General features: G+C 34.7%; 24 protein-coding genes and 2 pseudogenes. 19 read left to right on the top strand and 7 right to left on the bottom strand.

Annotated elements, in window-relative coordinates; translation table 11 throughout:
• Nucleotides 1-1811 (bottom strand): homocysteine S-methyltransferase family protein (locus tag ABZC13_RS12725; RefSeq protein ID WP_373004550.1); only part of this gene is annotated, 1811 nt, incomplete at its 3' end.
• A 217-nt stretch (nucleotides 1812-2028) separates the two neighbouring features.
• On the opposite strand from ABZC13_RS12725, the pseudogene ABZC13_RS12720 reads away from it, so the two are divergent.
• The 6 genes and pseudogenes from ABZC13_RS12720 to ABZC13_RS12695 all read left to right on the top strand — a co-directional run.
• Nucleotides 2029-2895: pseudogene (locus ABZC13_RS12720) on the top strand (nitrate- and nitrite sensing domain-containing protein); the annotation flags it as partial.
• Between the two features lie 114 nt (nucleotides 2896-3009).
• Nucleotides 3010-3780, top strand: a pseudogene (locus tag ABZC13_RS12715) (methyl-accepting chemotaxis protein); the annotation flags it as partial.
• Between the two features lie 66 nt (nucleotides 3781-3846).
• A complete protein-coding gene (locus tag ABZC13_RS12710) occupies nucleotides 3847-4191 on the top strand; it encodes a CZB domain-containing protein (protein WP_373004554.1) in 345 nt (114 codons plus the stop codon).
• Nucleotides 4192-4332: 141 nt separating this feature from the next.
• Entirely contained in the window at nucleotides 4333-5766 is a 1434-nt protein-coding gene (gene ccoG, locus ABZC13_RS12705) for a cytochrome c oxidase accessory protein CcoG (protein ID WP_373004546.1), read from the top strand.
• Nucleotides 5767-5830: 64 nt separating this feature from the next.
• Nucleotides 5831-9421, top strand: coding sequence for a DUF748 domain-containing protein (locus ABZC13_RS12700; RefSeq protein ID WP_373004543.1), 3591 nt, complete (start codon nucleotides 5831-5833; stop codon nucleotides 9419-9421).
• A 52-nt stretch (nucleotides 9422-9473) separates the two neighbouring features.
• A complete protein-coding gene (locus ABZC13_RS12695) occupies nucleotides 9474-10538 on the top strand; it encodes a YeiH family protein (RefSeq protein ID WP_373004540.1) in 1065 nt (354 codons plus the stop codon).
• Here ABZC13_RS12695 and ABZC13_RS12690 read toward each other — a convergent pair.
• Entirely contained in the window at nucleotides 10528-11046 is a 519-nt protein-coding gene (locus ABZC13_RS12690) for a cyclic nucleotide-binding domain-containing protein (protein ID WP_373004537.1), read from the bottom strand. The two genes, ABZC13_RS12695 and ABZC13_RS12690, sit on opposite strands and share 11 nt — an antisense overlap.
• Nucleotides 11043-11750 carry a hypothetical protein gene (locus ABZC13_RS12685; protein ID WP_373004534.1) on the bottom strand — a complete coding sequence of 236 codons (708 nt, stop codon included), beginning with the start codon at nucleotides 11748-11750 and terminating at the stop codon, nucleotides 11043-11045. Before ABZC13_RS12685 ends, ABZC13_RS12690 begins: the two co-directional genes overlap by 4 nt.
• Nucleotides 11751-11846: 96 nt before the next feature.
• Between ABZC13_RS12685 and ABZC13_RS12680 the strand changes: the two genes are divergently transcribed.
• From ABZC13_RS12680 to ABZC13_RS12655, 6 genes are read left to right on the top strand one after another with little or no spacing between them, the layout of a single operon-like run.
• A complete protein-coding gene (locus ABZC13_RS12680) occupies nucleotides 11847-12314 on the top strand; it encodes a hypothetical protein (RefSeq protein WP_373004531.1) in 468 nt (155 codons plus the stop codon).
• Between the two features lie 3 nt (nucleotides 12315-12317).
• Nucleotides 12318-13364: a tetratricopeptide repeat protein gene (locus ABZC13_RS12675; protein WP_373004528.1), complete on the top strand. Its 1047-nt coding sequence runs from the start codon at nucleotides 12318-12320 to the stop codon at nucleotides 13362-13364.
• Nucleotides 13339-13767 carry a ribonuclease HI gene (gene rnhA / locus ABZC13_RS12670; protein WP_373004525.1) on the top strand — a complete coding sequence of 143 codons (429 nt, stop codon included), beginning with the start codon at nucleotides 13339-13341 and terminating at the stop codon, nucleotides 13765-13767. Before ABZC13_RS12675 ends, rnhA begins: the two co-directional genes overlap by 26 nt.
• A 23-nt stretch (nucleotides 13768-13790) precedes the next feature.
• On the top strand, nucleotides 13791-14471 hold the full coding sequence (gene rnc / locus ABZC13_RS12665; protein ID WP_373004522.1) for a ribonuclease III: 681 nt from the start codon (nucleotides 13791-13793) through the stop codon (nucleotides 14469-14471).
• Nucleotides 14472-15545, top strand: coding sequence for a chorismate synthase (gene aroC, locus ABZC13_RS12660; protein WP_373004519.1), 1074 nt, complete (start codon nucleotides 14472-14474; stop codon nucleotides 15543-15545). It abuts the gene before it with no gap.
• Between the two features lie 9 nt (nucleotides 15546-15554).
• Nucleotides 15555-15968, top strand: coding sequence for a PAS domain-containing protein (locus ABZC13_RS12655; RefSeq protein ID WP_373004516.1), 414 nt, complete (start codon nucleotides 15555-15557; stop codon nucleotides 15966-15968).
• Here ABZC13_RS12655 and ABZC13_RS12650 read toward each other — a convergent pair.
• From ABZC13_RS12650 to ABZC13_RS12635, 4 genes are all read right to left on the bottom strand, one after another.
• Nucleotides 15958-17361 carry a phenylacetate--CoA ligase family protein gene (locus tag ABZC13_RS12650; RefSeq protein ID WP_373004513.1) on the bottom strand — a complete coding sequence of 468 codons (1404 nt, stop codon included), beginning with the start codon at nucleotides 17359-17361 and terminating at the stop codon, nucleotides 15958-15960. The two genes, ABZC13_RS12655 and ABZC13_RS12650, sit on opposite strands and share 11 nt — an antisense overlap.
• Before the next feature lie 71 nt (nucleotides 17362-17432).
• A complete protein-coding gene (locus ABZC13_RS12645) occupies nucleotides 17433-18473 on the bottom strand; it encodes an Mrp/NBP35 family ATP-binding protein (protein WP_373004510.1) in 1041 nt (346 codons plus the stop codon).
• A complete protein-coding gene (locus tag ABZC13_RS12640; protein WP_373004506.1) occupies nucleotides 18466-18837 on the bottom strand; it encodes a hypothetical protein in 372 nt (123 codons plus the stop codon). The genes ABZC13_RS12645 and ABZC13_RS12640 overlap by 8 nt, the downstream gene beginning before the upstream one ends.
• Nucleotides 18834-19439: a hypothetical protein gene (locus ABZC13_RS12635; protein ID WP_373004503.1), complete on the bottom strand. Its 606-nt coding sequence runs from the start codon at nucleotides 19437-19439 to the stop codon at nucleotides 18834-18836. The genes ABZC13_RS12640 and ABZC13_RS12635 overlap by 4 nt, the downstream gene beginning before the upstream one ends.
• A 284-nt stretch (nucleotides 19440-19723) precedes the next feature.
• On the opposite strand from ABZC13_RS12635, the gene ABZC13_RS12630 reads away from it, so the two are divergent.
• From ABZC13_RS12630 to ABZC13_RS12600, 7 genes are all read left to right on the top strand, one after another.
• Nucleotides 19724-20083, top strand: coding sequence for a cytochrome c (locus ABZC13_RS12630; protein ID WP_373004500.1), 360 nt, complete (start codon nucleotides 19724-19726; stop codon nucleotides 20081-20083).
• A 98-nt stretch (nucleotides 20084-20181) separates the two neighbouring features.
• On the top strand, nucleotides 20182-20538 hold the full coding sequence (locus tag ABZC13_RS12625; protein WP_373004497.1) for a tetratricopeptide repeat protein: 357 nt from the start codon (nucleotides 20182-20184) through the stop codon (nucleotides 20536-20538).
• A 2-nt stretch (nucleotides 20539-20540) separates the two neighbouring features.
• Nucleotides 20541-20909, top strand: coding sequence for a hypothetical protein (locus ABZC13_RS12620; RefSeq protein WP_373004494.1), 369 nt, complete (start codon nucleotides 20541-20543; stop codon nucleotides 20907-20909).
• Between the two features lie 167 nt (nucleotides 20910-21076).
• Nucleotides 21077-22567: an NAD(P)/FAD-dependent oxidoreductase gene (locus tag ABZC13_RS12615; RefSeq protein ID WP_373004490.1), complete on the top strand. Its 1491-nt coding sequence runs from the start codon at nucleotides 21077-21079 to the stop codon at nucleotides 22565-22567.
• A 77-nt stretch (nucleotides 22568-22644) separates the two neighbouring features.
• Nucleotides 22645-23124: a hypothetical protein gene (locus ABZC13_RS12610; RefSeq protein WP_373004487.1), complete on the top strand. Its 480-nt coding sequence runs from the start codon at nucleotides 22645-22647 to the stop codon at nucleotides 23122-23124.
• A gap of 375 nt (nucleotides 23125-23499) precedes the next feature.
• A complete protein-coding gene (gene soxC / locus ABZC13_RS12605) occupies nucleotides 23500-24801 on the top strand; it encodes a sulfite dehydrogenase (RefSeq protein ID WP_373004484.1) in 1302 nt (433 codons plus the stop codon).
• Complete coding sequence (locus tag ABZC13_RS12600) at nucleotides 24782-26002, top strand: c-type cytochrome (protein WP_373004480.1); 1221 nt, start codon at nucleotides 24782-24784, stop codon at nucleotides 26000-26002. Before soxC ends, ABZC13_RS12600 begins: the two co-directional genes overlap by 20 nt.
• Nucleotides 26003-26152 lie beyond the last annotated feature (150 nt).

Below are 26152 nucleotides of genomic sequence, written 5' to 3'. Positions count from 1 at the left end.
TTTGGTTTACGGTTGAAAATCAAGTCATCACATATTTCTTGATCTTCTTTACTTATTTTATTTATAGGAATGATATGTTTTACATTGATAATAACAGATGTCAATCCAGCTTCGATACAGTGGTGTAAAAACATAGAGTTTAGGTATGGTCTGGCATCTTTGTCAAGTCCAAAAGAGATATTTGAGAGTCCTAAAGTAGCGCTCACTTCCGGGTGTTTTTTACGAAGGGCACGTATGGCTTCTATGGTATTTATACCTGCATCCCAGTACTCTTCGTCTCCACTTCCAAGTGTAAATGTTAAAACATCAAAAACCAGATCTTCTTTTTTGATACCGTGGCGGTTAGTAGCTAAGTCTATGATTCTATCAGCAACAGCCAGTTTGTTCTCAACTGTTTTTGCCATACCGACTTCATCTATGGTAAGACATACTAAACTTGTTCCAAACTTCTTAGCTAGTTGACATACTGCATCAAATTTTGGTTCACCGTCTTCAAGGTTTACTGAGTTTAGTATAGGTTTTCCGCCTATGTTTTTTAGTGCAGTCTCAAGACCAGTAGTCTGAGTAGAGTCTGGCATAAGAGGAAGTGCTATCTTTTGGTTGTACATTCCCATAACGGCATTCATATCTTTTGTCTCATCACGTCCTGCGAAACCAACATTTACGTCTATTACGTGAGCACCGGCACGAACTTGTTGTTGTGCTACACTTAGAGTTCCTTCATAATCTTCTGCTAAAAGAAGTTCTCTAAAGGCTTTTGAACCAGTTGCATTTGAGCGCTCACCCATTAGAAGTGGAGCTGGTTCTTGCATAAGAGTTGTTGTGTTAAACAGTGAAGCTATAGAGTTCTGATGTGAACCGCTAGGTGCTTTAGGTCGGATAGAATTTACTTTGTCAACCAATGCACGAATATGTTGAGGTGTAGTTCCACAGCATCCACCTAAGAAAGAGACACCATCAAAAGCTAAAAACTTTTCTTGTTGCTCTGTAAATTCGTCTGGTCCCATTGGATAGTAAGTGTAACCTCCACGATTTTGCGGAAGACCTGCATTAGCATGAACGCTTATTGGTTTATGCCAAAGTTCACTTAGAGTTTTTACGTGTTTTAAAACTTGCTCAGGTCCGGTTCCACAGTTAAAACCTAAAGATAAAATATCAAAAGGTTCTAGGATAGTTGCTATAGTTCCCGCATCTGTTCCTATAAGCATAGTCCCGCTTAACTCGATGGTAACAGAGACCATCATTGGTATCTCTACCTCTCTTTGGCGACAAGCTTCTTGACATGCGTGAAGAGCAGCTTTTATCTGAAGTGGGTCTTGACAAGTCTCGAGTAAAAATATATCAACACCACCATCAATGAGAGCTAAACAAAACTCAGTATAACCTTCGTACATTTCATCATAAGTGATGTGACCAAGTGATGGAAGTTTTGTACCGGGTCCGACAGAACCTAGACAGAAGCGTGGATGCTCTGGCGTCGAGAATTTTTCACATTCTTTTTTTACAAGTTCTGCACCGGCTTTTGTAAGCTCATAAGCACGCTCACTGATCCGGTACTCATCTAAAACCCATGAGAATGAGCCAAATGTATTAGTGGTGATAAGGTCAGCACCGGCAGTTAGGTAAGCATGAAAAATCTCACTAAGAACTTCAGGAGCCGTAATGTTTAAAAGTTCGTTACAACCTTCATTACCTTCCCAAGCCTCTTTCGAGATCTTGTCATCGCGCTGCTGCAACTGTGTTCCCATAGCTCCATCAATAATGAGTGGACGTTTTATGATTGTATCTAGTATGTATTGTTTTGTTGTCATGATGATAAAAATCTTTTGATATTAGAATATTGAGATATATTTTAGCAAAGTTGAGCATAAAAAAGGCTTTTTGTATATTTGTGAAACATAAGACTAAGCCAGGATTATAAAAGTCTTTGAAATTTCCAAATACTTGACCTGAGACAAATAATTTTTTCTTATTAAATGATATATTGATATATAAGATTTATGCATAATAACAGGGGGATAGATAATCATGTTAAATAATATGTCCATAAAAGTAAAAATGGTCGTTATGGTTTTAATGCCTGCTCTAGTAATATTTGTATTACTGGCAATGAGCAGTATAAGTAGTTACAATAGGCTTACTGCGCTAGATAAGATTGGAGAAGCTACAATCTTGGCGACAAAAATAAGCGCAATGATTCATAACACTCAAAAAGAACGTGGTGCTTCTGCCGGTTTTATCGGTTCAAAGGGTTCAAAATTTAAAGAAGCTTTGACAAAGATCCGTAAAGATACAGACGCTACAAGAGCTGAGATGGAAGCCTACTACAAAAGTATGGACTTTTCAATATATCCAAAAGAGATGCAAAACTATATGAATGACGCTATGAGCAGAATTTCTCAGATTTCTCAAAAAAGATCAAAAGTAAGTTCTTTAGAGTTTGCTATTTCGGATGCTGTTGGTTACTACACACCTATGAATGCTGCCTTTTTAGATACTATTGCAGCTATTGCAAAGATGAGTGAAAATGTAAATATGAGTAGAAGTTTAAATGCTTATGCAAACTACCTCTACTCTAAAGAGAGAGCCGGTATCGAGAGAGCGGTAATGAGTGGAACATTTGCCAGAGATAGTTTTCCGGCTGGATTTTATGCTAAATTTGTAAAACTTATGAGTCAGCAAAAAACTTATATGGATAGATTTTTATTTATTGCATCTGGGGACAATACTAGTTTTTATAAAAGTACAGTAGTTGGAGCTTCAGTTGATGAAGTTGAGAGAATGAGAAAAGTAGGGTTGGCAAACATAGATGGTGGTTTTGGCATTCAATCAACTTACTGGTTTGATACAATCACAAAAAAGATAAACCTATTGAAAAAAGTTGAAGACCACTTAAGTAAATCTCTCTTAAATGACATTAACAGTTTAAAAAGTGAAGCTACAAACAGCTTAATTATTACTCTCGCACTAAATGTAATTATAGTGGCTTTTGTTTTAGGGTTTGGATTCATGGTTGCCAATGGCTTAACTAGAAGAATCTCTCTATTTAAAGAAGAGCTTGACGATATTATATCTTCAAAAGATTTTTCAAAAAATATTACTCAAAGTGGTGGTGATGAGATCTCTTCTATTCAGAGTGCTGCAAATCACACTATTGAAACTGCATACGAAGCCATATTGACTGCAAATGAGAGTTTGGAAAATTCAGAGAAACATTCTAAAGAAAATGAAGTACAGTTAGAGAAAAACAGACTTACTCTATCTCTTACAGATCTTCTTAGTGAGGGTGCTACAACAGGAGTTAAAGATGTACAAGAAGGATTGATTAGAAATATGGAGTCTCTTCAAAACATCAACGAGAAAAATGCACAAACAGAAGGTACAGTTTCTGATGTTAAAGATTCAACCGCTAAAATGGGAGAATCATTAGAGAACATATCTCATAAAATGCATGAGAGTAGAGAAAATTCTGATCAGCTTAACAACAGTGTAAATGAGATTACAAATGTTATCTCTCTGATAAAAGATATCTCAGATCAGACAAATTTACTTGCTCTAAATGCTGCTATTGAAGCTGCTCGTGCAGGTGAACATGGTCGTGGGTTTGCAGTTGTTGCGGATGAAGTTCGTAAACTTGCAGAGAGAACACAAAAAGCCACAAGTGAAGTAGAGGTAAACATTAACTTGTTAAAACAAAATTCTGCTGCAATGCAAGAGTTTTCAGAAGTCATGGATGGTGAAATATCAACTTCATTGGAAAAACTAAGCAGTTTTAATGAGAGTCTATATACTCTGGTTGATGGTGCACATGATATTCAATACTCCAACAAAAAAATCTCTAATGAGATGTTTGTGAATCTTGCTAAGCTTGATCACATTGTATTTAAACTAGGTGGTTATGAATCAGTATTTAAAAACAATAAAGATCATACTTTTTCACAACACACTAATTGTAGATTTGGTAAATGGTATACAGGTGAAGGTAAAGTTGTGTTTTCTGGTACTGCTTCGTATGCTAAAATCGATATACCACATAAAGCTGTTCACGAAAATGTTAGAAATGTTCCTGCTCTTATTGAAGGTGGACTTGTTGAAAATGCTGAAAAAATCATAGAAGCATTTAAAAATGCAGAAAAGAACTCACACGAACTTTTTGATCACCTAGATAATATGGTGGATGAGGTAAGTTAAAAGCTTACTTTTTCTACATTTGCTGTGATTATAATTGTTATAATAATAAATTAATTTAAAACTCAACTATTATCTGCTATAATTGACAAAGTTATGACAAAATTAAGTCGTGCTACTGCTTAATAAATATTGGGAGTTCAGATGAGTAAAGAGAGTTCAGGTATCACAATACCTACATCGTGGAGAATTAAACGCTATTATTTATACATAATAGTTACTGTTATAGCTTTAGTTTTACCTTGGATAACAGTAGATGGAAATCATTTCTTCCTGCTTAGTTTTGATAAGTTGAAGTTACACCTTGCCTTTGTACAGTTTGACATGCAAGAGCTATATCTAATGCCATTTTTACTGATGCTGATGTTCTTGGGGATATTCGGTATGACAGTTGTCGGTGGTCGTGTTTTTTGTGGTTGGGTATGTCCTCAGACTGTTTTTCGTGTTATCTATAGAGATCTTATTGAGACAAAAATATTAGGTCTTAGAAAACGTATAAAAAATAAGCAACTTGAACCTGATATGTCAAAGGCTGAAAATAAAGTAAAAAAAGTAATCGCTGTTTTACTGTGGACTGCTCTTTCTATCCTAGCAGCAGCTGACTTTATGTGGTTTTTTGTCCCACCGGAAGATTTTTTTACTTATTTAGCTAATCCTACTGATCATTGGACTCTATTTGGTTCAGTGATCGGGATTGCACTATTTCTTATATATGACATAATATTTTTACAAGAAAACTTTTGTGTTTATGTTTGTCCATATTCAAGAGTTCAGTCAGTTCTATATGATGAGCATACAGTAATGGCACTTTACGATATGCATAGAGGTGGGCATATCTATGATGAGCACCACAACAAACTATTTACAAAGCAAAAAGATATTCAAGTTGAAGAACCTCATGCTGAGTGTACTGCTTGTGAGAGTTGTGTAACTGTTTGTCCGACTCACATTGATATCCGTAAAGGTCTTCAGCTAGAGTGTATCAACTGTTTAGAGTGTGTCGATGCTTGTACAACTGTTATGGGTAAACTTGGAAAGCCATCTTTAGTTACTTGGTCAAGTGATTATGAAATAGTAGATCAAAAAGGTAAGACTAAATACTTCCGTACAAAAGTTTTAGCCTATATAGCTCTATTAGTCGGACTTATGATTATCCTTGGAATGATGGGCAGTACAAAAGAGCATATGCTTTTAAATATCAATAAAGAAACTCGTCTTTACTCTGTTAAGCAGTTGCCAGATAATAAGTTTAGAGTTGAAAATGCCTATGAGTTTTTACTGCAAAATACTGAGAGCCAAAAGATGAAGTTTTACTTTGAAGTAATTCCTCCAAAAGGTATGGAAGGCAAGATTATTATTGCTAAACCATCAACTGAGTTTACAGCAGTCCCCGGTATAAAAAAGAAAAAAATAGTTGTACTTAGAACAGAAGAAATGCTGGTAGATAACGAGAGAAAAGATACTGTAATTCCTATCACGATTCGTGCGTATGCAATCGGTCATGAGGACAAAATAGTAGTATTTAGAAAGTCAACATTTGTTTTCCCTAGAGCAGATATTGTAAGAGGAACTAAATAAAACATAATTGAAGTTTAAACTTCAATAGGATAGACTCTAAGAAGATAACTTTTTGGAGTCTGTTATGTTTAAAAAAATTCAAAAGATAATAATCTACTTACTCTCAGCCTATGCAATACTAGGTTTTATAGTCCTCCCTTTAGTATTAAAATCACAACTTGTTGAGATTGTTCAAAAAGAGACAAATGCTAAGCTTTCGCTTGATAGTGTCTTTTTTAACCCCTTCATATTTAGTCTAAAGATAAATGAAATAAAGCTGACAGATGCAAACGACGTGCATCTAGTATCGTTAAAATCAATACTAATAAATTTAGAACCTCATTCACTTTTTAATGCATCAGTGCATATAAAGAACATAGCACTCGAAGAACCAAATATCTCTTTGATTTACAAAAAAGATAAATCAATAAATCTAGCATCTATTCTCAAAGAAAAAGAGCAAGAGGTTAAGCAAGAGAACACTTCAGAATTTGAGATGCCAAGAATCATTCTTAACAGTGTTGCGATAATAGATGGAAGAATCAACTATGAAGATTATACACACAAGACTCCATTTGAATTCTCATTTGGCAGAATAGGTTTTGAGTTAAGAGATATAGATACAAAAGATTTTAACTCCAGCGACGCAACCATTAGGTTTCACACCGCTTTGGGTGATGGAGGATTCTTTGATCTTAAAAGTGAAATCCTTGGGTTTAAACCGTTTAAAGTCAGAGGAAGCATAGCCTTTGAAGCAAGTAAGCTCTATACTCAGTGGAAGTATATGCAAGATGCATTAAACCTTGAAGTGGCAGATGGCAAAGTGGCATTTTCTGCACAGTACTATTTTGATTTAGATAACCTTGATACAACAACCATAGATAACATAAGTGCATCTATTGATAAACTGAGAATAAAACCAAAAAGTAAATATAAAGATGTTTTAAATCTTGAGCATTTTTTAGTTAGTAATGTTAGTGTTAAACCTATGCTTCAAGATGTCCATATAAAAAAGATAGCTCTTGATTCTCTACATGTTAAAGTAAAGAGAAATAAAGCAAAAGAGATAGACTGGTTAGAGTATATTAAAACTAATTTTGCCGAGAATAATACTACTGTTGAGACAGAGATTGAAGCAAAAGAAGAAGCTAAACCTTGGAAGGTAGTTATAGATGATATCGCTCTAGAGAAAATCAAAGTTGATTTTGCCGATAGTGGCGTAAAACCAAATGTAACTACGAAGTTAGATGAGTTAAACCTATATCTGAAAAATGTAACCTTAGCAGGTGCGGAGCCTTTATCATATGAAATGAATTTGAGACTGAATGAGAAATTTATTTGTAACTCTAGCGGGGATGTAAAACATAAAGTACTAGATGTTAAGTCTTATACTAAATGTCGTGATCTTGACATAGTTAGATTTCGCCCATACATAGATGAAGCGGCACAAGATGCACTAAGCGTATACAATGTAAAACTACTGCGAGCGACAGTAAGCTTTGATGCTAACGTTAGTGTGTTAGCGTTAGAAGATGAGATGCAAGTAAGCGTAAATGATGCTAATCTTAATCTTAGTAAGTTGGCTATAAATAAAAGAAGTACAGGAGAGAGACTTGTAGACTTTGCAGATTTTGGTGTGAATAACTTAAGTTTAGATACTAAGGCAAAAGCTGTAAATATTGAAAATACAACACTTAAGAGTTTAAATATTAGAACTGAGCTGTATAAAGACGGTAAGCTAAATGTTGATAACTTAATAGTCGCAAAAAAAGCTAAAACAAGTAAAGCTGTTACGAGTAAAAAGACAAAAATAAAAACTAAAGATGAACCTGAGTATAGAGTGAAGTTAAAGCACTTAGCACTTCAAGGAGCACGAGTAAGTTTCAGTGACAAGACACTAAAGCCAGCTCTTAATATTAAGCTAGACAGAATAAACTTTAATGCTTACAACATAGACTCAAAAGAGAAAACTTGGTTAAACTATAATCTCTCTGCAAGACTTAACTCCAAGGGATATGCAAAAGCAAAAGGTAAACTAAGACATACCCCTCTTAAACAAACAGGTACGTTTGATCTGAAGAAGATATCTTTAAAAGAGTTTAGTCCATATATTGAAAAAGATTTATATCTAAAACTAAACGACGGTTTTGTAAACTTAAAAAGTAAAGTAGAGTATGCAAAAAGCAGCAAAACGGCTGATCTGAAGGTAAATGGTAGACTTGATGTAAATGAGTTCTTTTTAAATGACTCAAGAGATGACTCAACCCTTTTATCTTTTAACAACATGGCTCTTAAGGCATTTGATTATGAGATGTTTCCAAGCAGAGCATTTGTAAATGAGCTTGATATAAATGGCTTTTATGTAGATGCCGTAATAGATGAGACAAAGACTATGAACTTTGCGACACTCTCAAAAGCACCAAAAGTGCAAAGTGATGCAAATGCAACAAAAGTAGCACAGAGTGAAGATGATAATGCTACAAAGTTTCCATTTAAAATCATGAAGCTAAATGTTGCTTCGGGTAGCGCTAAGTTTGCTGATCTATCTCTTCCTCTACAGTTTAGAACTGATATACATGATTTAAACGGTGTTGTTTACTCTATCTCTAGTCAGAGCGGAGAAGTTAGTTATGTGGATATTGTAGGTGAAATAGACAAGTACGGTTCTACAAAACTACTAGGCTCAATTGATAGCTCAAACCCTAAGCTCTATACTGACCTAAGTTTTAACTTTAGAAACTTAGAGTTAAACTCATTCAGCGGGTATAGTGCAAATTTTGCAGGTTACAAAATAGACAGCGGAAAACTGTTTTTAGATCTTGGTTATGAGATACTTGATTCACAGATGTTAGGTAAGAATTCAATTATTGTTAAAAATATAGAGCTTGGGGATGAAATAGAGGATGAGAATATAACATCCCTACCTTTAGGTTTTGCCATTGCTCTATTAGAAGATGGCGACGGAATCATAGATATCAATATGCCAGTAGCAGGTAATGTAGATGCTCCTGACTTTAAATATGGTGCCCTTGTATGGAAAACCTTCGGAAACCTGATTATTAAAGCTGTTGCTTCTCCATTCAAGTTTTTAGGTTCTATGATGGGACTTGAGGGTGAAGAGTTGGAGTTTGTAGAGTTTGAACCGGGCTTGATGACAATCTTGCCACCTGAAAAAGAGAAGCTTGATAATATTGCTAAACTAATGCTAAAAAGACCAAAGATATCTCTAAGCATAGTTCCTCAATATGATGAGGTTCAAGACACTTGGATGCTTAAACAGCAAAAACTTATAGCTGCGGTTATGAAAAGAAGTGGAGTTAAAAATAAAAAAGAGCAGCAAAACTCTATGAATATAGATCTGCTTGAGGATATCTATAAAGAGATGGCACCAAAGAAAAAAGTCAGTGATATAGAAAAAGCTCTGAAGAAAACCTATAAAGGGGATGCCCTGGAGAGAGCATACCAAAACGCTCTTATAAAAGAGAATACTCAGATGCAGGTTGTAACACCGCAAGAGCTTCAGGCTTTGGCTAAAAAAAGGGCAGAACTGTTAAAAGAGTATCTTGTTAAGCTGAGAGGTATAGATGCTAGTAAAGTTATTGCAAAAACACCTCAGAATATTGAGGAACAAAAGGAGAGTTGGGTAAGAACGAAGATGGAGATAGAAGTAAAATAGTGATAGTTTTTTGATATAATTTCATTTTTAATATTAAAAATTAAGGATGTAGATGGCATTTTCAGAGCAAAATAGAAAAGGCACTGTCTCTGGAATCATATTTGTTGCTATTTTTGCAGCAGCAGCAACTATGATTGCAGACATATCCGCCGTAAAATCATTAGGAATTTCACCACTTGTTATTGGTATTGTGATGGGTATTTTTTATGCAAATACACTTCATAACAATGTGCCAAGTGAGTGGAGTACAGGTATAACATTTTCAGGTAAAAAGATACTTCGTTTTGCCATAGTTTTTTATGGCTTTCGTATAACATTTCAACAAATTGCAGATGTAGGTATGAGTGGATTTATGGTCTCACTTATCATGCTTAGTACAACGTTTATTTTAGGTTCGTATTTAGGGTATAAAATCTTTAAGATGGAAAAAGATACGGCAATGCTTACTGCAAGTGGCGCTGCCGTATGTGGAGCAGCAGCAGTTTTAGCAACTGAACCAGTTTTAAAAGCAGAAGGTCATAAAACTGCGATAGCTGTTTCTATGGTTGTACTTTTTGGTACTATCTCAATGTTTTTATATCCAGTTTTATATGCTTCAATAATAGAGCCTGCAACGGGTTTTTTACATATGACACCTCAAGAGTTTGGCATCTATGTAGGTGGAACAATTCATGAAGTTGCTCAAGTCGTTGCAGTTCCTGCATCTGTTGTAGGTGCCCCGGCTGAGATGGCAAACTCGGCAGTCATTGTTAAGATGACAAGAGTTATTATGATAGCGCCTATGCTTATAGCTTTAGGGATTTATCTCTCGATGCAAGCTAAAAAAAGTGGTGGTGCTACAGGTCCGGTCAAACTTGTGATTCCATGGTTCGCGGTTTATTTTATAGGTATGGCAGGATTTAACTCACTACAGCTTGTTCCTCAAAATGTAGTAGATGTTATAAACGAAATAGATACATTTCTTCTAACAATGGCGATGACTGCTCTTGGTATGGGAACTATCTTTTCAAAGTTCAAAGGTCTAGGTTTGGCACCGCTTTATACAGCAGGGGCAATGTTTGTTTGGTTAGTTATAGGTGGTTTTGTTATAACTAAAGTAATAACAGCTATTTTTTAATAAACTCAAAATTTATCTCTTGAAGCTTAGCATTTATCTCAGATGCCAAGTTTTTGTAGAGCACTGCTAGAGCTGGTGCACAAAACTCCATATTATTCTCATCAATACAAAAAGATAGAAGTGTAGCATTTTCAGATGCACAGACAACACTTGCATTCCTCTGAGATTTAAATATAGCTCCTGCCTCACCAAAGATCTCTCCGGCTCTAAGTTTGCCAACCTTTTTTTTATTGTGAAATACTTGGCATTCTCCGTCTATAATGAAAAATATTTCTTCTTTTGTATCATTTTGCTCAACTACATAATCTTTAAATTTGAACTTTACAAACTTTAGATTGTATACAATTGCCTTGAGCTCATCCGGATCGATACCCCTAAAAATCGATATTTTATCTTGTACGCTAAGAAGTTTTTTAAGGCTTCTGCTCTGCTCTTCATTATCTGCATCTCTATTTATTTGTAGAAATTTTTCTACATCTTCGATTATGTAACTAGAAGTTTCACTCATTTATAAATCCTTAGGCAAGATTGTAGGTATTGGTACTCTTTTGTGTACGGTCTCATCAGTCCAGTTGTGTAGAGAAGATAGTCTCTGGTATTTAATTTATTTTTTATTTTAAGTACTTGAAAATGCTTTGTTATTACGATAGAAGATTCCGCTTCTTTCCACAAGAGTCTGTCCAAGTAGTATGTTTTTGAATTTAGTGAAAGCATAAGAGATTCTAAAAAGTATTTTTTATCATCTTTAAATATCTCTTCAAAGGTGGAGTAGTAAATGTCTTTTAACTCTATAAGCATAGCAGAGAGTTTTTTTCTCTCTTTTCTTTGTTCATCATTAGGGTTGCTTACAGCTTGCGCCTTTAGAACTTCTCTGGCAAAACGAGAAAAAGATGGAGATGAAGTAATAAACTCTAATTCAAAAATATTTTTTATATTTTTAGAGTCTTCTATAGTCTCATCGTAAAGAGTTTGTAGATATTTTATATCTGAATCTATTTTTTTAAGAGTGGGACTCATAAATGTTGAGTCTAAGATTCTAAAATTTTTTAGTGTATTGTGCAGAAATTCTCCAACAATAGTGTAGTTTTCTTTAGGTATATAAAGATGATTTTGCTCAATAAAGTTTAAACATTTCTCAGTAGTCTCTGATATTTCAAAAAAAAATTCTCTATTAAAGATGTAAACTTCTTCTTCGATAATTGTTAAATCCATAGGAATTATTATATCATTAAAACTCTATCCTTTAATAAAACTATTTAAGAAAAAACTATATAATAAAGAAAATCCACTTATCAAGGAGTCAAAAAGATGTCGCATTTACCAAACACACTTAACTCTTTTTGGCTCTGGAGAGAAGTATCTTCAAAGCTCGGTGTATCTAACCCAGCCTATAAATACTGGAAAAATACACCGAATATTAAACTAAATAACAAGTATATCTTTATACAAAAAAACACTCTTCCCTCGAAGCATGAATATGTAGAAAATATACTTACAGATCTCTCTGGATATCTGCCAATCAAGTATGCATCTGACAGACTACATGTGAATGAACATATTTTTTCATATGAGAAGATGAAGCTCTATAAAGAGTTTGAGTATAAGTTTGTAGAAGATGTGAAGTTTGTAAATATAAAGAAGTTTTTTACAGAGTTTGGAATCAAGGTAAATAAAAACTCCATAGTACAACTAGGTAAGATAAAAGATTTGGAATTTAGTGCAAACTCTACATTTTACAATCTCAAAAATGACTATGGCATTATAGTTTACGAGTAGTAGATGAATACTTTTTTTATAGAATTTCGTGACCCACTTTTTGGAATAATCATATTTTTTGTACTGGTTTTTATAATTGCTTTTTTCTCTTACTGGCTGGCGAGATTTAGAGCAAAAGAAGATCATCGGCATCTGGATAGATTTCTTAGACAGTTCCGTTCTCTGCCATCAAAGAGTGAACTAAAAGTGCTCATCACAAAAGGTGAGCTTTCTGAGAAGTCATGGCTTCTACTTGCGCACTCTTATTTTAAAAATGGTGATTTTGAAAAGAGCATAGAGATATATAATGAACTTTTGAAAGTTGGAAGTAAGGAAAACTACAGAGATACTCTTTTTCTTCTTGGTCGTACTTATTTTAAAGCAGGTTTTCTTGAACGTGCAAAAGAGATATTTTTAAAAATTCTTCAAAATAATCCAAGAACACCGCAAGCTCTGCACTACCTCCTCCTGGTTTATGAGCATATGAGAGAGTATGGATTGGCTTTAGATGTTATAGAGTCTCTTGATGAGTTGCAAAAAGATATAAAGAGTGATAGTTCATATTTAAAGATATTGGCTCTTTTAAATGATTCTGATATTTCCGTTGATGAGAAAGTTGAGAAATTGATAGAGATTTATAAAAATGACCGTAAACTTACATACATGGTCTTTGAATATCTTTTCCGTTCAAATCCTGCTTTGGCATGGGAGAATTTTGACAGCTCTAAAAGTGATATCCTCACGGATATACTCTGGCAGGTAGATAAAAAAGATTTGAATTTAGATATAATTACACAAAATGGCTATTTAAGGGAACTATACACTGCTCGTGGTGATATTGATATGGCACAAAATAGTTCTGTTTTTGAGCTTAACGTTTTAATAAACTTGAACAAAAATGTAAATGCTACTCTTAGTTTTGAATATATCTGCGATAACTGTAAAGTCGTATATCCGTTTGCATTTAACAGATGCAGCAGTTGTCATGCTATAGATACATCTCGAATAGAGATGAGTCTTAGCAAAGATTACCACAGGGATTTCAGTGAAGAAAATAACTCTTTTCAGTGATGGAAGCGCTTTAGGAAATCCTGGACCAGGTGGTTATGGGGTGATTCTTAGATATGGTGATAAAGAGAAAGAGATAGTAGGCTCTGAGATTCATACAACAAACAATAGGATGGAACTTTTAGGCGTAATAGAAGGACTAAGAGCCTTGAGTGAGAAGTGCGAGGTTGATATTATCTCAGACTCGTCATATGTTGTCAAAGGAATAAATGAGTGGCTCACTAACTGGATTAAAAGAGATTTTAAAAAGGTTAAAAATTCTGATCTTTGGAGAGATTACATTGAAGTCTCAGAGGGACATAAGATAAATGCTATCTGGATTAGAGGTCATGATGGTCATGATGAAAATGAGAGATGCGATAAGCTTGCTAGAGACGAAGCAGAGAAAGTTAAAGCCTCTCTATAGATTATAAAATATAAAGGAAGGAAATGAGTACGAATATAGAGACTTTAGAGGAAACTTTAGGGTATAAGTTCAAAGATAAACAGCTCATTATCGAAGCGCTGACACATAAAAGTTATAAACAGCCCTACGATAATGAGCGACTAGAATTTTTAGGTGACGCTGTTTTAGATCTTATTGTAGGCGAGTACCTATTTAATAAGTTTAAAAAATCTGATGAAGGTAAACTATCAAAGATAAGGGCTTCGTTGGTTAATGAAACAGGCTTCGATAAGTTGGCAAGATCACTAAATTTAGGTGATTGCATCTTCTTATCAAATGCAGAACAAAACAACGGAGGAAGAGAAAAATCATCTCTTTTATCAAATGCTTTTGAAGCTGTTATCGGGGCAATATATCTTGAAGCTGGTCTTTCTAAAGCTAAAAATATCGCGATAGACTTAATAGAAAAGAATCATGAAGAGATATCTTTAGACTCTCTGTTTCGTGATTACAAGACAACACTACAGGAACTTACACAAGCTATATTCGGGATAACTCCTGAGTATAAAGTAATGGCGAGTCGTGGACCTGATCATAAAAAAGAGTTTGAAGTAGCTGTTTTTATTGAAGACAAAGAGTATGCAAGAGCGTCTGGAAAAAGTAAAAAAATAGCTCAACAAGAGTCTGCAAAAGTGGCAGTTGAGATGTTAAAGAAGGAAGTATAATTGAATAGTTTTGGAATGAAATTGCGATATAGCACTTTTGGCGAATCACATGGAAAAGCGATAGGTTGTTTGCTTGATGGTGTTCCTGCCGGTTTAGATATTGATGAAGAATATATTCAGAGTGAACTTGATCGTAGAAAACCTGGAAAGAGCGAGTTTGAAACTGCAAGAAAAGAAGCAGATGCGGTAGAGATACTAAGTGGTGTGTTTGAAGGTAAAAGTACAGGTACACCAATCGCTATGATTATTTACAATACAAATCAGAAGTCAAAAGACTACACAAACATAAAAGATGTTTTCCGTCCAGGGCATGCTGATTTTACTTATTTTCATAAGTACGGCATCAGAGATTATCGTGGTGGGGGAAGGTCTTCTGCAAGAGAGACGGCAGCTAGAGTTGCAGCAGGTGCGGTTGCAAAACTAATGCTTAAAGAGTTGGATATCGAAGTTTTAAGCGGTATTAGTGAGGTAGCAGGTATCAAAGCTGAAACTTTTGATTATGCTAAAGCAAAAAGCAGTATTATCTATGCACTTGATGCAGATAAAGAAGAACAACAAAAAGAGGCTATACTTAAGGCTAAAAATGATCATGATTCTGTTGGTGGTGTATCAAGAGTTGTAATAAAAGGTGCCCCAATAGGTTTAGGCCAGCCACTTTATTATAAGCTTGATGGTGTACTTGCGGATGCTATGATGGGTCTAAATGCTGTTAAAGCGGTTGAGATTGGCGATGGTATTCTTAGTTCTGCAACACTTGGTTCAGAGAATAATGATGAGATCAGAGCAAATGGTTTTGAGTCGAATCACTCTGGTGGAATACTAGGCGGAATCTCTAACGGTGAAGATATAGTTATGAATGTATACTTTAAGCCTACTCCATCTATTTTTAAAGAACAACATACTGTTACAGTAACAAATGAAGAGGTAGATTTTTCTCTTAAAGGAAGACATGATCCATGTGTTGCTATTAGAGGAACAGTAGTTTGTGAAGCAATGGCAGCATTAGTCATCGCTGATATGCTACTTTTAAATATGGGTTCGACAATGAGTGGAGTTAGCAAATACTATAAATAAGGAATTGTCATGAGTGTAACTAAAAGTGAGAATTCGGATGAGTGGTTTTTCTCGTCTGATCAATATATACTGAGTGAAACTGATGATAGAGGTCTTATTGTATATGCCAACGATCTCTTTTGTGAGATAGCCGGATATAAGCTAGATGAGTTGATTGGTGAACCGCATAATATAGTAAGACATCCGGACATGCCGCGTATCGCCTTTAAAGGTCTATGGGATGATATACAATCAAAAGGGTTTTGGACTGGGATTGTAAAAAATCTTAGAAAAGATGGTGGGTACTATTGGGTACATGCAACTGCTCTCAGAAAAATTCACAATGATGGTAAAGTTACATATCTATCAGTTAGAAGAGTTCCAAATAGAAGAGAAATAGAAGCTTGCACAGCTTTGTATGCAGAGCTTAAGATCAGTGAGTAAAATCTTTATACGGTAATATTAATTTGTATTTACCAGTTTTAACATCAAGTGGAATATGTTCAACTATCTCACTTGAGAAAGTTACAGTGTTATGTAGATTTTTCTGTGAAAGTATTTCGTGCATGCGCTCACTCGCTTTTTGGCGTATGAACTCTACATCATTTTTAGCTAGTATGCGCATATGAATATGATTTTTATTTGTTTGTTCAATTTGAAATTTTTCAAGTCCTGGTATAAAAAATTCAACAATCTGCAGAGGATGAATATATTCATCTTTTCCATCAGGTAGTTTGAACCATAAAAACTCTTCACTGCGTCCTGAAATCCTTTTAATCATAGCTGTGCTTCTTCCACAGTCACATAGCTTAGGATCTAGTACAATCTCATCGTGGAGTTGATATCGTATTAAAGGCTGGGCATAATTATGTAGAGTCGTAAGGAGTAAGCTTCCAGGTACGCCTGCATCTACAGACTGAAACTCACTATCAACAACTTCATAGTAGTGCCAATCCTCAAACAGATGCAGGCCATGATGATTGTGACACTCTGCGGCCATACAGAGTGACTCAGATGCCGCATAAAAGTTTCTTGGGTTTATTCCGAAAGCTTTTATAATATTTAAACGCATTGTATCAGTAAGCTGATCCGCTGAACAGATGATACTTTTTGGTTTAATATTAAGATTGTTCTCTAACTGCTCATGTGCTAAGAGATATACTCCGGAAGCATATCCACATATTGAGTTTGGGTCAAACTTAGTAATCTCTTCTAGTGTATCCTGCATAGGTTTGTTTACAGAAAAACGTCTAAAATCATAAAATAGTTTAGGTGCATCACTAGAGAGTGAAATACCTGCATAGTGACCGTCTGTTGCTCCGATAAATGCAAGTTTTATTTTTTTGAACGGATTGAGTTTTGCTTTAGACACTCGTGTGATTGCCATAGCTTTTGTTATGTTCCAAGAACGCATATCATACACAAAAAGTCCTATATGACCAGTTGATCCGGATGTATGAATAACTTGATAGCGTCCTTTATACTTTTTACCAAGATTATCCGGATTTGTAATAAATTCTTCTAGTTTATTTTGTTGAAGCGTTTTATCGCAGACAAACGAATCATAGTTATCCATCATCATCTGTTTGTCTATTATAGGAAGATCTTCCAGTCTGATATCGGGAATATTGTCAGGAGTTATCCCTTTTGAACGATATAGGTCATTGTAAAAAGCTGAGTGTTTAAAGACGTGATGAAGAAGTGCCTCAAAACGCTTACGACGCAAAAAATCAAGAGGAACTCTATCAAGCTTTTCGCTTCGCTTAACATCAGCAATCCGATAAAGCAAATCAGCATATTGAAATAAAACATTACTTTGTAGTCTATTAAAAATCATACAGAACATCCTTTATTATTAGGGTGTTCTTAATTATAACACAGGATATAGGAATGAGAAAGTAGTTTATATTATAAGTTAAATTCAGAGTTGGCTAAAATGTTCTCTACTACATCTTGGTAGTATTTTTTCTGTTCATCATCACCAAGAGCTACAGGTGGTTCACCTTGATCAGATGCTTCACGAATTTTCATGTCTAAAGGAATAGCACCAAGAAATGGGATATCGTATTTTTTAGCAATTTTTTCTCCTCCACCTGTTCCAAAAATATCATAACGGTTTTTAGTATCTGGAGCTATAAAGAAGCTCATATTCTCAACTATACCAGCCATCTTCACACTGATATCTTTAAACATCATCACAGCACGGCTAACATCATCTGTAGCAACTATCTGAGGAGTTGTAACTAGAACTGCTGCAGAAATCGGAAGCTCTTGAGCTACAGTTAGTTGAACATCCCCAGTTCCAGGAGGCATATCTATAACCATAAAGTCTAACTCACCCCAAGCAACATCTTCTAAAAACTGTATAAGTGCATTTACTGCAACTGAGCTTCTCCAGACAAGAGGTGTGTCCATTGCCGGTGTCGTAAGAGCAACACTCATAATCTTGATTCCGTAGTTTTCTGATGGAATGATCTTGTCATCATCGTTCCATTTGATTCTCTCTACATCTGTATTTGTAAGTCTGGGAACATTCGGTCCATATACATCAGCATCCAGAATACCGACTTTAAAACCTTTTTGTGCAAGAGCGATAGCTATATTAACACTTACTGTACTCTTTCCAACTCCACCTTTACCACTTGTCACAGCTATCACATTTTTAGCATAAGGAGCTCTATTGTTTGGATTTGCACTGTTACCATAGTTAGCATCTTTTTTGGCTAAATTCTTTTTTGTAATGTTAAGGCTATCAAACTTATTTGAGATGCTCTCTTCTATAAGCTTTTTAACGTTTAAGTATGATTCATCACTAATAGTAAGAAGCTCAACATTTGCAACACCGTTTACTACTTTTATCTCACCTAGAAGTTTTAACTCACCTATAGTTCTGTCAATACCAGGGTATTTTAAATCTTGGAGTAGAGTTTTTAAATCATTGTTATTCATAAGGGTTTCCTTGAGACTCTCTAACTAAAAGTGATTTAGTACTATTTGCTTTTTGAGCCAAACTTGCAAGAGCATTAGCAGCTGCCGGATAGTCACGACTTAGAGAGTGGTACTGCGCGATTCTATCTTCTATAATAGAGTTTAGAAGAGCTACAACTTGATTTAGTGTGCCTTCTTTATCACTCTTGTTGAGCAGTTCTTTTATAAGAAGCTCTCTAGAATTCATACCAAGTTTAATATCAACTTTTTTTCCAACTTCTATAAATTCATTTGCACTAATATATAGACCTGAGAAAAATGTATTTAGAAATTGATTTTCTAAAGATGTAAACTTACTCTGTATGCTTCTTGAATGTTTTCTCATGTTTTTGCCTCTAGATTTACCTGAGCAGCTTTAGCAACGTTAGAATCTTTATCTTGGCTAAGTTCTTCAAGTACTTCTTTTGGAGCGCCACTGTTTTCAGCCAGTCTAATTCTTACCATCTTGTCTGCATCGTTAGCTAGAATTTTTAAGATTTTAATTGGAGTAGATGGGTTTCCAGAGAGACCATCTCTTACAATCTTCTCATCACTGAAGAACTTTTCCAGTATATTGGAAGGAGTAGTAGGGTTTGTAGCTACAAGAGCACGAACAAGATTTACTTCATCTTTAGCAAGGTTTACTAAAACATCTTGTGGTGTATGAGGATTTTTTGCAACTGCCCATCTAGCACCCATATCTTTCTCGTTTACAGCTAAATCACGAAGTAATTCAACCATAGTCTCACTATATTCCTGATCTCTGTCATAAACTGAAGTTCTGAGACTCAAATTCATTGCAACTTGACCGACTATCTCCTTATGGTCGCGAAAAGGGTAGTAAATCTTTTTAACCAATTCTATATCAAGTGTTTTATCATCAAGAGCTTCTAAAAGGTTATCTGTATCTTCTTTTTCTATTAAGTTTTGTATATCTTTATCTGACATTATTTCCTGCTTACATATATGATAATTTTTTGAGAATATATCAAATTATTACTTTTTATCCTCTAAAAGAAGATATTAAACAATAAGCTTAAGCATTGAGTATATATATTTATTATTTTTTTAGAATTAACTAACATATTGCAGGGTAGGGAGTTCATATGAAAAAGAGTAAGTTATAAAGTAACATTATATATTAAAATAGCAAAAGAGAAAGATGTTTTTTTGCTTATTTAAGATTTTTGTGATTATAATGTGACATAAAACTTATAATTTAAGGGATTAAAATGAAAAAAATCATTCTTTGCGCATTAGTAGCTAGTGCTACGTTAATGGCTGCAGATAGTGCACCAGTCTACAAATCAGGGGTGTTATTACCAGCAAACGGTGAGGCAATTTATAAACAAGATTGTATCCAGTGTCATAGTGCAGATGGTAAGCAAACTACAATGGATAGTTCTACAAGAGTTAAATATGCACCGATTAACGGATTAGACGCTGCTAAATTAGCAAAAGAGTTAAAAGACTATAGATATGGAAGTATCAACAAATATGGTTATGGACAATTAATGAAAAGTACACTAATTGACCTTTCTTATGAAGAGATAGACGCTCTTGCTGAGTATATTAGTACTAATATCAAATAACTAGTTATATGCTGATTTTTCAGCATATACTTTGATTCCTCTATGAATAAACACCTTCCCCCAAGCTTCTTCAAAAACATAAAATTTAAGGAAATAAAATGATTAAAATTATTATTACAATTGCAATATTTTTAAGTATAAATTTGTCAGCAAATCAAAACTTCAAACAAGCATGTAATGAAGGGAAAATGCAATCTTGTATAGAATTAGGCATGTTGTATTACACTGGTGAAAACGTAAAGAAAGATATGAAGAAGTCTCAAAAGCTGTTTAAAAAAGCGTGTAAAAATAGAGTGTCCAGAGGTTGTTACTACCTTGGTTACATCTTTTTACGTGGTGGTGATGGTATTGAAAAAAGTAATAAAAAAGCAATGTTGGCCTTTGGTAGAGGCTGTAATATAGGGAGCGAACGCTCTTGTGTTCAATATCATATGTTGAAATCTAAAGGATATTAATTATGCAAAATGATACTAAGAAGCAGCTTGAAATTGAATTAGACAAATATCTTGAAAATATGGGTGATTTTACACCATACTATCCTGGCATGAATGTTCTATCTTCAGAACTTTATAAAGAACAGCTAAGAGTGGTGTCTGAGCTGATAAAAAAGCGAAGCGAAGCTGACGCGAGCAGTTTTGAACTTTATCTTGATACTATTATAGTCAACATGCATACGAAGGTTAAAAAGTATAAAAAATCTATCTATTTTGATAGTGAAAACATAAAAGATATAGAAAATCAAGGGCACACTATAGTTTTTTACATAGATGAAAAAAACAATAAGTATGTTCTATTAGGCATAATTAAAGCTAACGTAGAATCTTAATAATTTGTGTTTATAACACTGTTACGATTTTACACCGTAGTGAATAAATGTAACAAAATTATCACATTTTAGATTATTTTTTTAAAATAGTTTTATTTAAGTCTGGAATTTAAAAGTTTTACGATAATGTACAGTTAATTATAAGTTAAAAGTATAAAAGGATAAGTATGGATTATAAATATATTAATAATATGTTATCGGAGATGGACAAAGATTTATCTTCAAAGGGGATGACAAGAAGAGATGCTATGAAGTTAGCTGGTATCTCAGGTGCAAGTTTCATGATGGGTGGTAGCAATCTTGAAGCAATGGAAAAAGATCAAAAGCCAATGGCTAAATCAGGAGCTGACGCTAAAATTGTAATCGTTGGTGGTGGACTTGCGGGAATGAGTACAGCTGCAAGGTTAACTCTTAATCTGAAAAACCCTGATATCACTGTAATCGAGCCTAATAAACAATCAGTATCTTATCAACCAGGACAAACACTAGTTGCTGCTGGTATATGGGATGCAGATGAAATCTCTTACAATAGAGATGATTTTGTACCAGAAGGCACAAAGATAATTGAAGATAAAGTTATAAGTTTTGAGCCAACACAGAACCAAGTGACTACTGCAAAAGGTCAAGTTATTGATTATGATTACTTAATTGTAGCTACTGGTCTACAGCTTGATTATGAAAGACTTGAAGGTTTAGAACATGCTGGTCGTGCTTACTCAACTGGAGACAATTCAAGACTTCATAAAGCTATAGGAGATGATACTGGTATATGTTCAATCTATACAGCTGAAGGTGCTACTAAAACTTGGGAGCAGATGCAAAAGTACATTGAGAAAGCTAAAAATGCTAAAGATGGTAAAAAAGTACAATTCCTTTTCACGCATCCAAGTACACCTATAAAATGTGGTGGTGCACCAAAGAAAATTATGTATCTTACAAACGCAAGACTTAAGGAAGCTGGTGCTAGAGATAATGCTGAACTTACTTTTTATCCAAATGGTGGAGCAATGTTTGGTGTACCTGAATACCACGATGCTATTCATGAGCAGTTTAAGAGAGAAGGCTTTAAGTGGCACTATAGAACTAACCTAATAGGTGTTGAAAAAGAGAACAAAATAGCTATCTTTGATTCTAAGTGGCAAGAAAAAGGACCTTATGATCCTATCATGAAAGATTTCGAAGTTATTTCTAAGCATGAAAAAATAAGAGTACCTTATGACTTTTTACATATTACTCCAGATGCTGTAGCTCCAAGAGAAGTAGCGGAATCTGATATTGGTTCAGCTGGTGGTTTCGTTCCGGTTAACAAAGAAACTCTGCAACATGTTAAATTTAAAAACGTATTTGCACTTGGTGATATTGCACAAGTACCAATGGGTAAAACTGGTGGATCTGTAAGAAAACAGTATAAAGTTCTTGTAGAAAACTTAATAGCTCAGATGGAAGGTAAAAAACTAACTTCAAAATATGCTGGTTATACGGTTTGTCCACTTATTACAGACATAGGTACGGTTATGTTAGCTGAGTTTGACTGGAGCGTTAAACCTACGCCATCATTCCCACTGGATCCTCTAGTAGAAAGATGGGTGTTTTGGTTAATGAAAGTATATGCTCTTAAACCAATGACAATGTACGGAATGCTTTCTGGTAAAGCATAAGTAGATAAGAGAAGGAGCTTTTTCCTTCTCTACCACTTTTACCCCTTCATAATATTTTTAATACCCAGGATTTTTATATGCAAGTAAAATTTGAGTTTGCCATCTATGATGAGACTCTTGATAAATTTGAGCTAGATGAAAACATCTATTCTTATGAGTTGGATGATGAGCAAGCAGTGAGTTATGATCTTCTAAAAAGTACAGACTTACATCTATATAACTGGTTTAAAGAGTCTGAATTTTTTCCAAATTGGATAAAAGAAGAAGTATACCCAGATATGATAGGTAAAAAAGTAGCGGTTTGTGATATAAATGATATAAGCTTTAGAAGATATTACTTTTTTAAAGTCACAAGTGCTGACACTCATTACGATTATTTCAAAAAGCTTTTCGATATTTATCATGAAATAGATTGGCAAGACAGAGAAGAAGTCGGAAAAGAGATTTTAGAACGACTAAAGGTCAAGAGACAAGAGCTTATAATCGAGTTAAAAGAAGATGTTGTCGAAGATGAAGATTCTGAACTTAGCGAAAGTGATTCAGAACAACCTGCGTAGAAGTTTATCTTTTAAATTTCTGCCACATTATTCATCTGTCAAAACCCCATAAGCACTCTATCGCGAGAGTGTTTTATTCAATTTTTGTTAAAAAACCACTCTTTTATTAAAAACATTATTAAAGTTTATGTAATTTATTTAGATTGATTATATTATAAATAATAATACTTATAAGCATTACAATAGTGTTTCGTTTTGTGACGTAATAGTGCTAAATTTGTGACTATTTTGTGATAATTGAGTTATTTCAGACCAATTGACTATCATTACCTATATAATTTTGTGTTATTCGTTAAATCGTATATCTAAAATTTTTAAGTGTAAAACACTAAATAAAAATATGAAATATAAAAAATATTAGAAAAAGGGGAAGATGTGGATAAAACATTTAAATCAGAAGAATCAACATCTGTTAGCAGAAGAGATTTCTTCAAAAGAACAGCATCTGTAAGTGCAGTAGCTGCTGCAAGTATTTTAGCACCGGGTGCATTACTTGCTGACGATCCAAATATTATGCATCATACTAAGTGGGGAACTTCTTTAGGTGATGAGTGTAACTATAATCCTTATGGGTTACCATCAAAATATGAGCATAACGTAGTAAGAAGAACATCAGCTCTTATGTCATCAGCTGGTGATATGCATGCTGCAATTTCTATGACACCTTTGCATGAGCTCAGCGGGATAGTAGTACCAAATGGTCTACACTTTACTCGTACTCATAATGGTGTAGCTCATGTTGATCCAAATAAGTTCAGACTTATGATTCATGGTCTAGTTGAGAAACCTATAGTACTTACTCTAGAGCAACTTAAGAGATATCCAAGTGAAAGCAAAATTCTATTTATGGAGTGCCCATCAAATGGTGCTGCTGAGTGGAAAGGTCCGCAATTTGGCTCTTTACAGTTTGTAAAAGGTATGATGAGTTGTTCAGAGTGGACTGGTGTTCGTTTATCAACTATACTTGATGATTTAGGTCTTAAGCCAGAAGCTAAATGGATGCTTGCAGAAGGTAGTGATGGCTCTGAAATGAGTAGAACACTTCCTGTTGAAAAAGTTCTTGATGACTGTATGCTAGTGTATGCGCAAAATGGTGAGGCTTTACGTGATGAGCAGGGTTATCCAGTTCGTTTAATGGCGCCGGGTTGGGAAGCTAACCTTTGTGTTAAATGGCTGAAAAGATTAGAGTTTGGTGATAAGCCATGGTATGCAAAAGAAGAAACTTCTAAATATACAGCACTTACAGCAAGTGGTAAAGCTATACAGCATTTCTATGCCCTTGAGACAAACTCAGTTATTACTACACCATGTCCTGAAAAACCATGGACAGATCTTAAAAAAGGTGACTTAGTTGAGATTGAAGGTTTGGCATGGAGTGGACACGGTACAATCAGAGGTGTTGATATTAGTTTTGACGGCGGTAAAAACTGGGTAGAGGCTTCTCTTAAAGGTTTAGTACTTCCAAAAGCTTGGACAAGATTCTCTTATATGTATAAATATGAAGGTAAGCCATTATTACTTCAAAGTCGTTCTTATGATGACTCTGATAACGTTCAACCTACTGTTAATCAAGAAAAGAAAGTAGTTGGTGTTGAAGGTGTTTATCATAGAAATGCGATACATACATGGGCTGTTGATGCAAAAGGGGAGGTGACAAATGTTCAAGTTAGATCATAAATCTATATTAATTGGTATATCTGCAGTAGCTAGTACAGCTCTTTTTCTTACAGGCTGTTTACCTTCGTCGTCTAATGCAAGTGAAAAAGTTCAATCGAAAACTTCGGCTTCGGTTGGAGTGTATTCTATTAAAAATAAGACTGCTATTGATGGTGGTGTTACATACTTAAGAGAAAACGGCGTTGAAACTGCATACCGTTATAACGAGCAAAGCACTAAAGGTGTTAGCTTTGGTAGACCAGCAACAGCTAACGAGATTAAAGCATGGGACTTAGATGCATTACCAGATGGTTCAGGTTTACCTGAAGGTGAAGGTTCTGTTGAAGAGGGTGATGAACTTTATGAAGCACAGTGTGCATCTTGTCATGGTGACTTTGGTGGTGGTGGAAATGGTTATCCACAACTAACAGGTGGTAATCAATCTAAAGATGAAAACGGAATTGTTATTACTCTTAAAAATCAAAGAGAATATGGAAAAACAGATGCACCAAAAAGAACTGTTGGTACATACTGGCCAAAAGCTACTACGCTGTTCACGTATATCAGAGATGCTATGCCATATGCAACTCCTAAGAGTTTAAGTAACAATGAAGTTTATGCTATTACAGCTTATTTATTAGCTCAAAATGGTATTAAAATTGATGGCGAAAAAATGACTGAAGAGTATGTTTTAGATGCAGAAAAACTTGCAAAAGTAGTTCTTCCAAATAACAATGGTTTTTATCCGAATATCGATGGTCCTACAGGTCCAGCAGATGTAAAAGCATTCTTTGCTGATCGTGCTAAAAACATTGGTTCTGGTACAAGATGTATGACAGACTGTAAAGATCCAGGCGGTCAAGATGGTAAAACTGAAGCAACTGTTGTGAAAATAGGTTACGAGATGAAAGATGTAGTACCTGCTTACTCAACGATTAGGGATTTACCTCCTGAAGTAGAAGATGCATCTATATCTAAAGTTGAAAGAATGTATAATGAATCTTGTAAACTTTGTCATGCTACTGATAAAATGGGAGCTCCAGCTCTTGGAGATGTAGAAGCATGGCGTGCAGTTACAGCAAAAGGTGTTGATAAAGTTGTTTACAACGCTATTCACGGTATGGGCGGAATGCCTGCAAAAGGTGGTAATGAAGATTTAATACCATCTGAAGTTAAAGAAATAGTTGATTTTATGATAGAATCAAGTCAAGAAAAACATTAAATTAAAAACAAGGAAAACAAAATGGATAGAAGAAAATTTTTAGGCGTAGGTCTTGCAGCATTTGCTGCAATAGTTGTGCCAGGAACAGATTTAAGAGCGATAGATTTCAGAACGACTATGCCAAAAGCGTGGGAAGTAGAAAAGACAGTT

This window comes from Sulfurimonas sp., from assembly GCF_041563035.1.
GTDB lineage: Bacteria > Campylobacterota > Campylobacteria > Campylobacterales > Sulfurimonadaceae > Sulfurimonas.
This window is presented reverse-complemented; position numbering and strand designations above follow the sequence as displayed.

Coding starts and splice junctions, on each gene's coding strand:
- ABZC13_RS12710 (WP_373004554.1), top strand. CDS start 3,847: ATGTTTGTGAATCTTGCTAAGCTTGATCACATTGTATTTAAACTAGGT.
- ccoG (WP_373004546.1), top strand. CDS start 4,333: ATGAGTAAAGAGAGTTCAGGTATCACAATACCTACATCGTGGAGAATT.
- ABZC13_RS12700 (WP_373004543.1), top strand. CDS start 5,831: ATGTTTAAAAAAATTCAAAAGATAATAATCTACTTACTCTCAGCCTAT.
- ABZC13_RS12695 (WP_373004540.1), top strand. CDS start 9,474: ATGGCATTTTCAGAGCAAAATAGAAAAGGCACTGTCTCTGGAATCATA.
- ABZC13_RS12690 (WP_373004537.1), bottom strand. CDS start 11,046: ATGAGTGAAACTTCTAGTTACATAATCGAAGATGTAGAAAAATTTCTA.
- ABZC13_RS12685 (WP_373004534.1), bottom strand. CDS start 11,750: ATGGATTTAACAATTATCGAAGAAGAAGTTTACATCTTTAATAGAGAA.
- ABZC13_RS12680 (WP_373004531.1), top strand. CDS start 11,847: ATGTCGCATTTACCAAACACACTTAACTCTTTTTGGCTCTGGAGAGAA.
- ABZC13_RS12675 (WP_373004528.1), top strand. CDS start 12,318: ATGAATACTTTTTTTATAGAATTTCGTGACCCACTTTTTGGAATAATC.
- rnc (WP_373004522.1), top strand. CDS start 13,791: ATGAGTACGAATATAGAGACTTTAGAGGAAACTTTAGGGTATAAGTTC.
- ABZC13_RS12655 (WP_373004516.1), top strand. CDS start 15,555: ATGAGTGTAACTAAAAGTGAGAATTCGGATGAGTGGTTTTTCTCGTCT.
- ABZC13_RS12650 (WP_373004513.1), bottom strand. CDS start 17,361: ATGATTTTTAATAGACTACAAAGTAATGTTTTATTTCAATATGCTGAT.
- ABZC13_RS12645 (WP_373004510.1), bottom strand. CDS start 18,473: ATGAATAACAATGATTTAAAAACTCTACTCCAAGATTTAAAATACCCT.
- ABZC13_RS12640 (WP_373004506.1), bottom strand. CDS start 18,837: ATGAGAAAACATTCAAGAAGCATACAGAGTAAGTTTACATCTTTAGAA.
- ABZC13_RS12635 (WP_373004503.1), bottom strand. CDS start 19,439: ATGTCAGATAAAGATATACAAAACTTAATAGAAAAAGAAGATACAGAT.
- ABZC13_RS12630 (WP_373004500.1), top strand. CDS start 19,724: ATGAAAAAAATCATTCTTTGCGCATTAGTAGCTAGTGCTACGTTAATG.
- ABZC13_RS12625 (WP_373004497.1), top strand. CDS start 20,182: ATGATTAAAATTATTATTACAATTGCAATATTTTTAAGTATAAATTTG.
- ABZC13_RS12620 (WP_373004494.1), top strand. CDS start 20,541: ATGCAAAATGATACTAAGAAGCAGCTTGAAATTGAATTAGACAAATAT.
- ABZC13_RS12615 (WP_373004490.1), top strand. CDS start 21,077: ATGGATTATAAATATATTAATAATATGTTATCGGAGATGGACAAAGAT.
- ABZC13_RS12610 (WP_373004487.1), top strand. CDS start 22,645: ATGCAAGTAAAATTTGAGTTTGCCATCTATGATGAGACTCTTGATAAA.
- ABZC13_RS12600 (WP_373004480.1), top strand. CDS start 24,782: ATGTTCAAGTTAGATCATAAATCTATATTAATTGGTATATCTGCAGTA.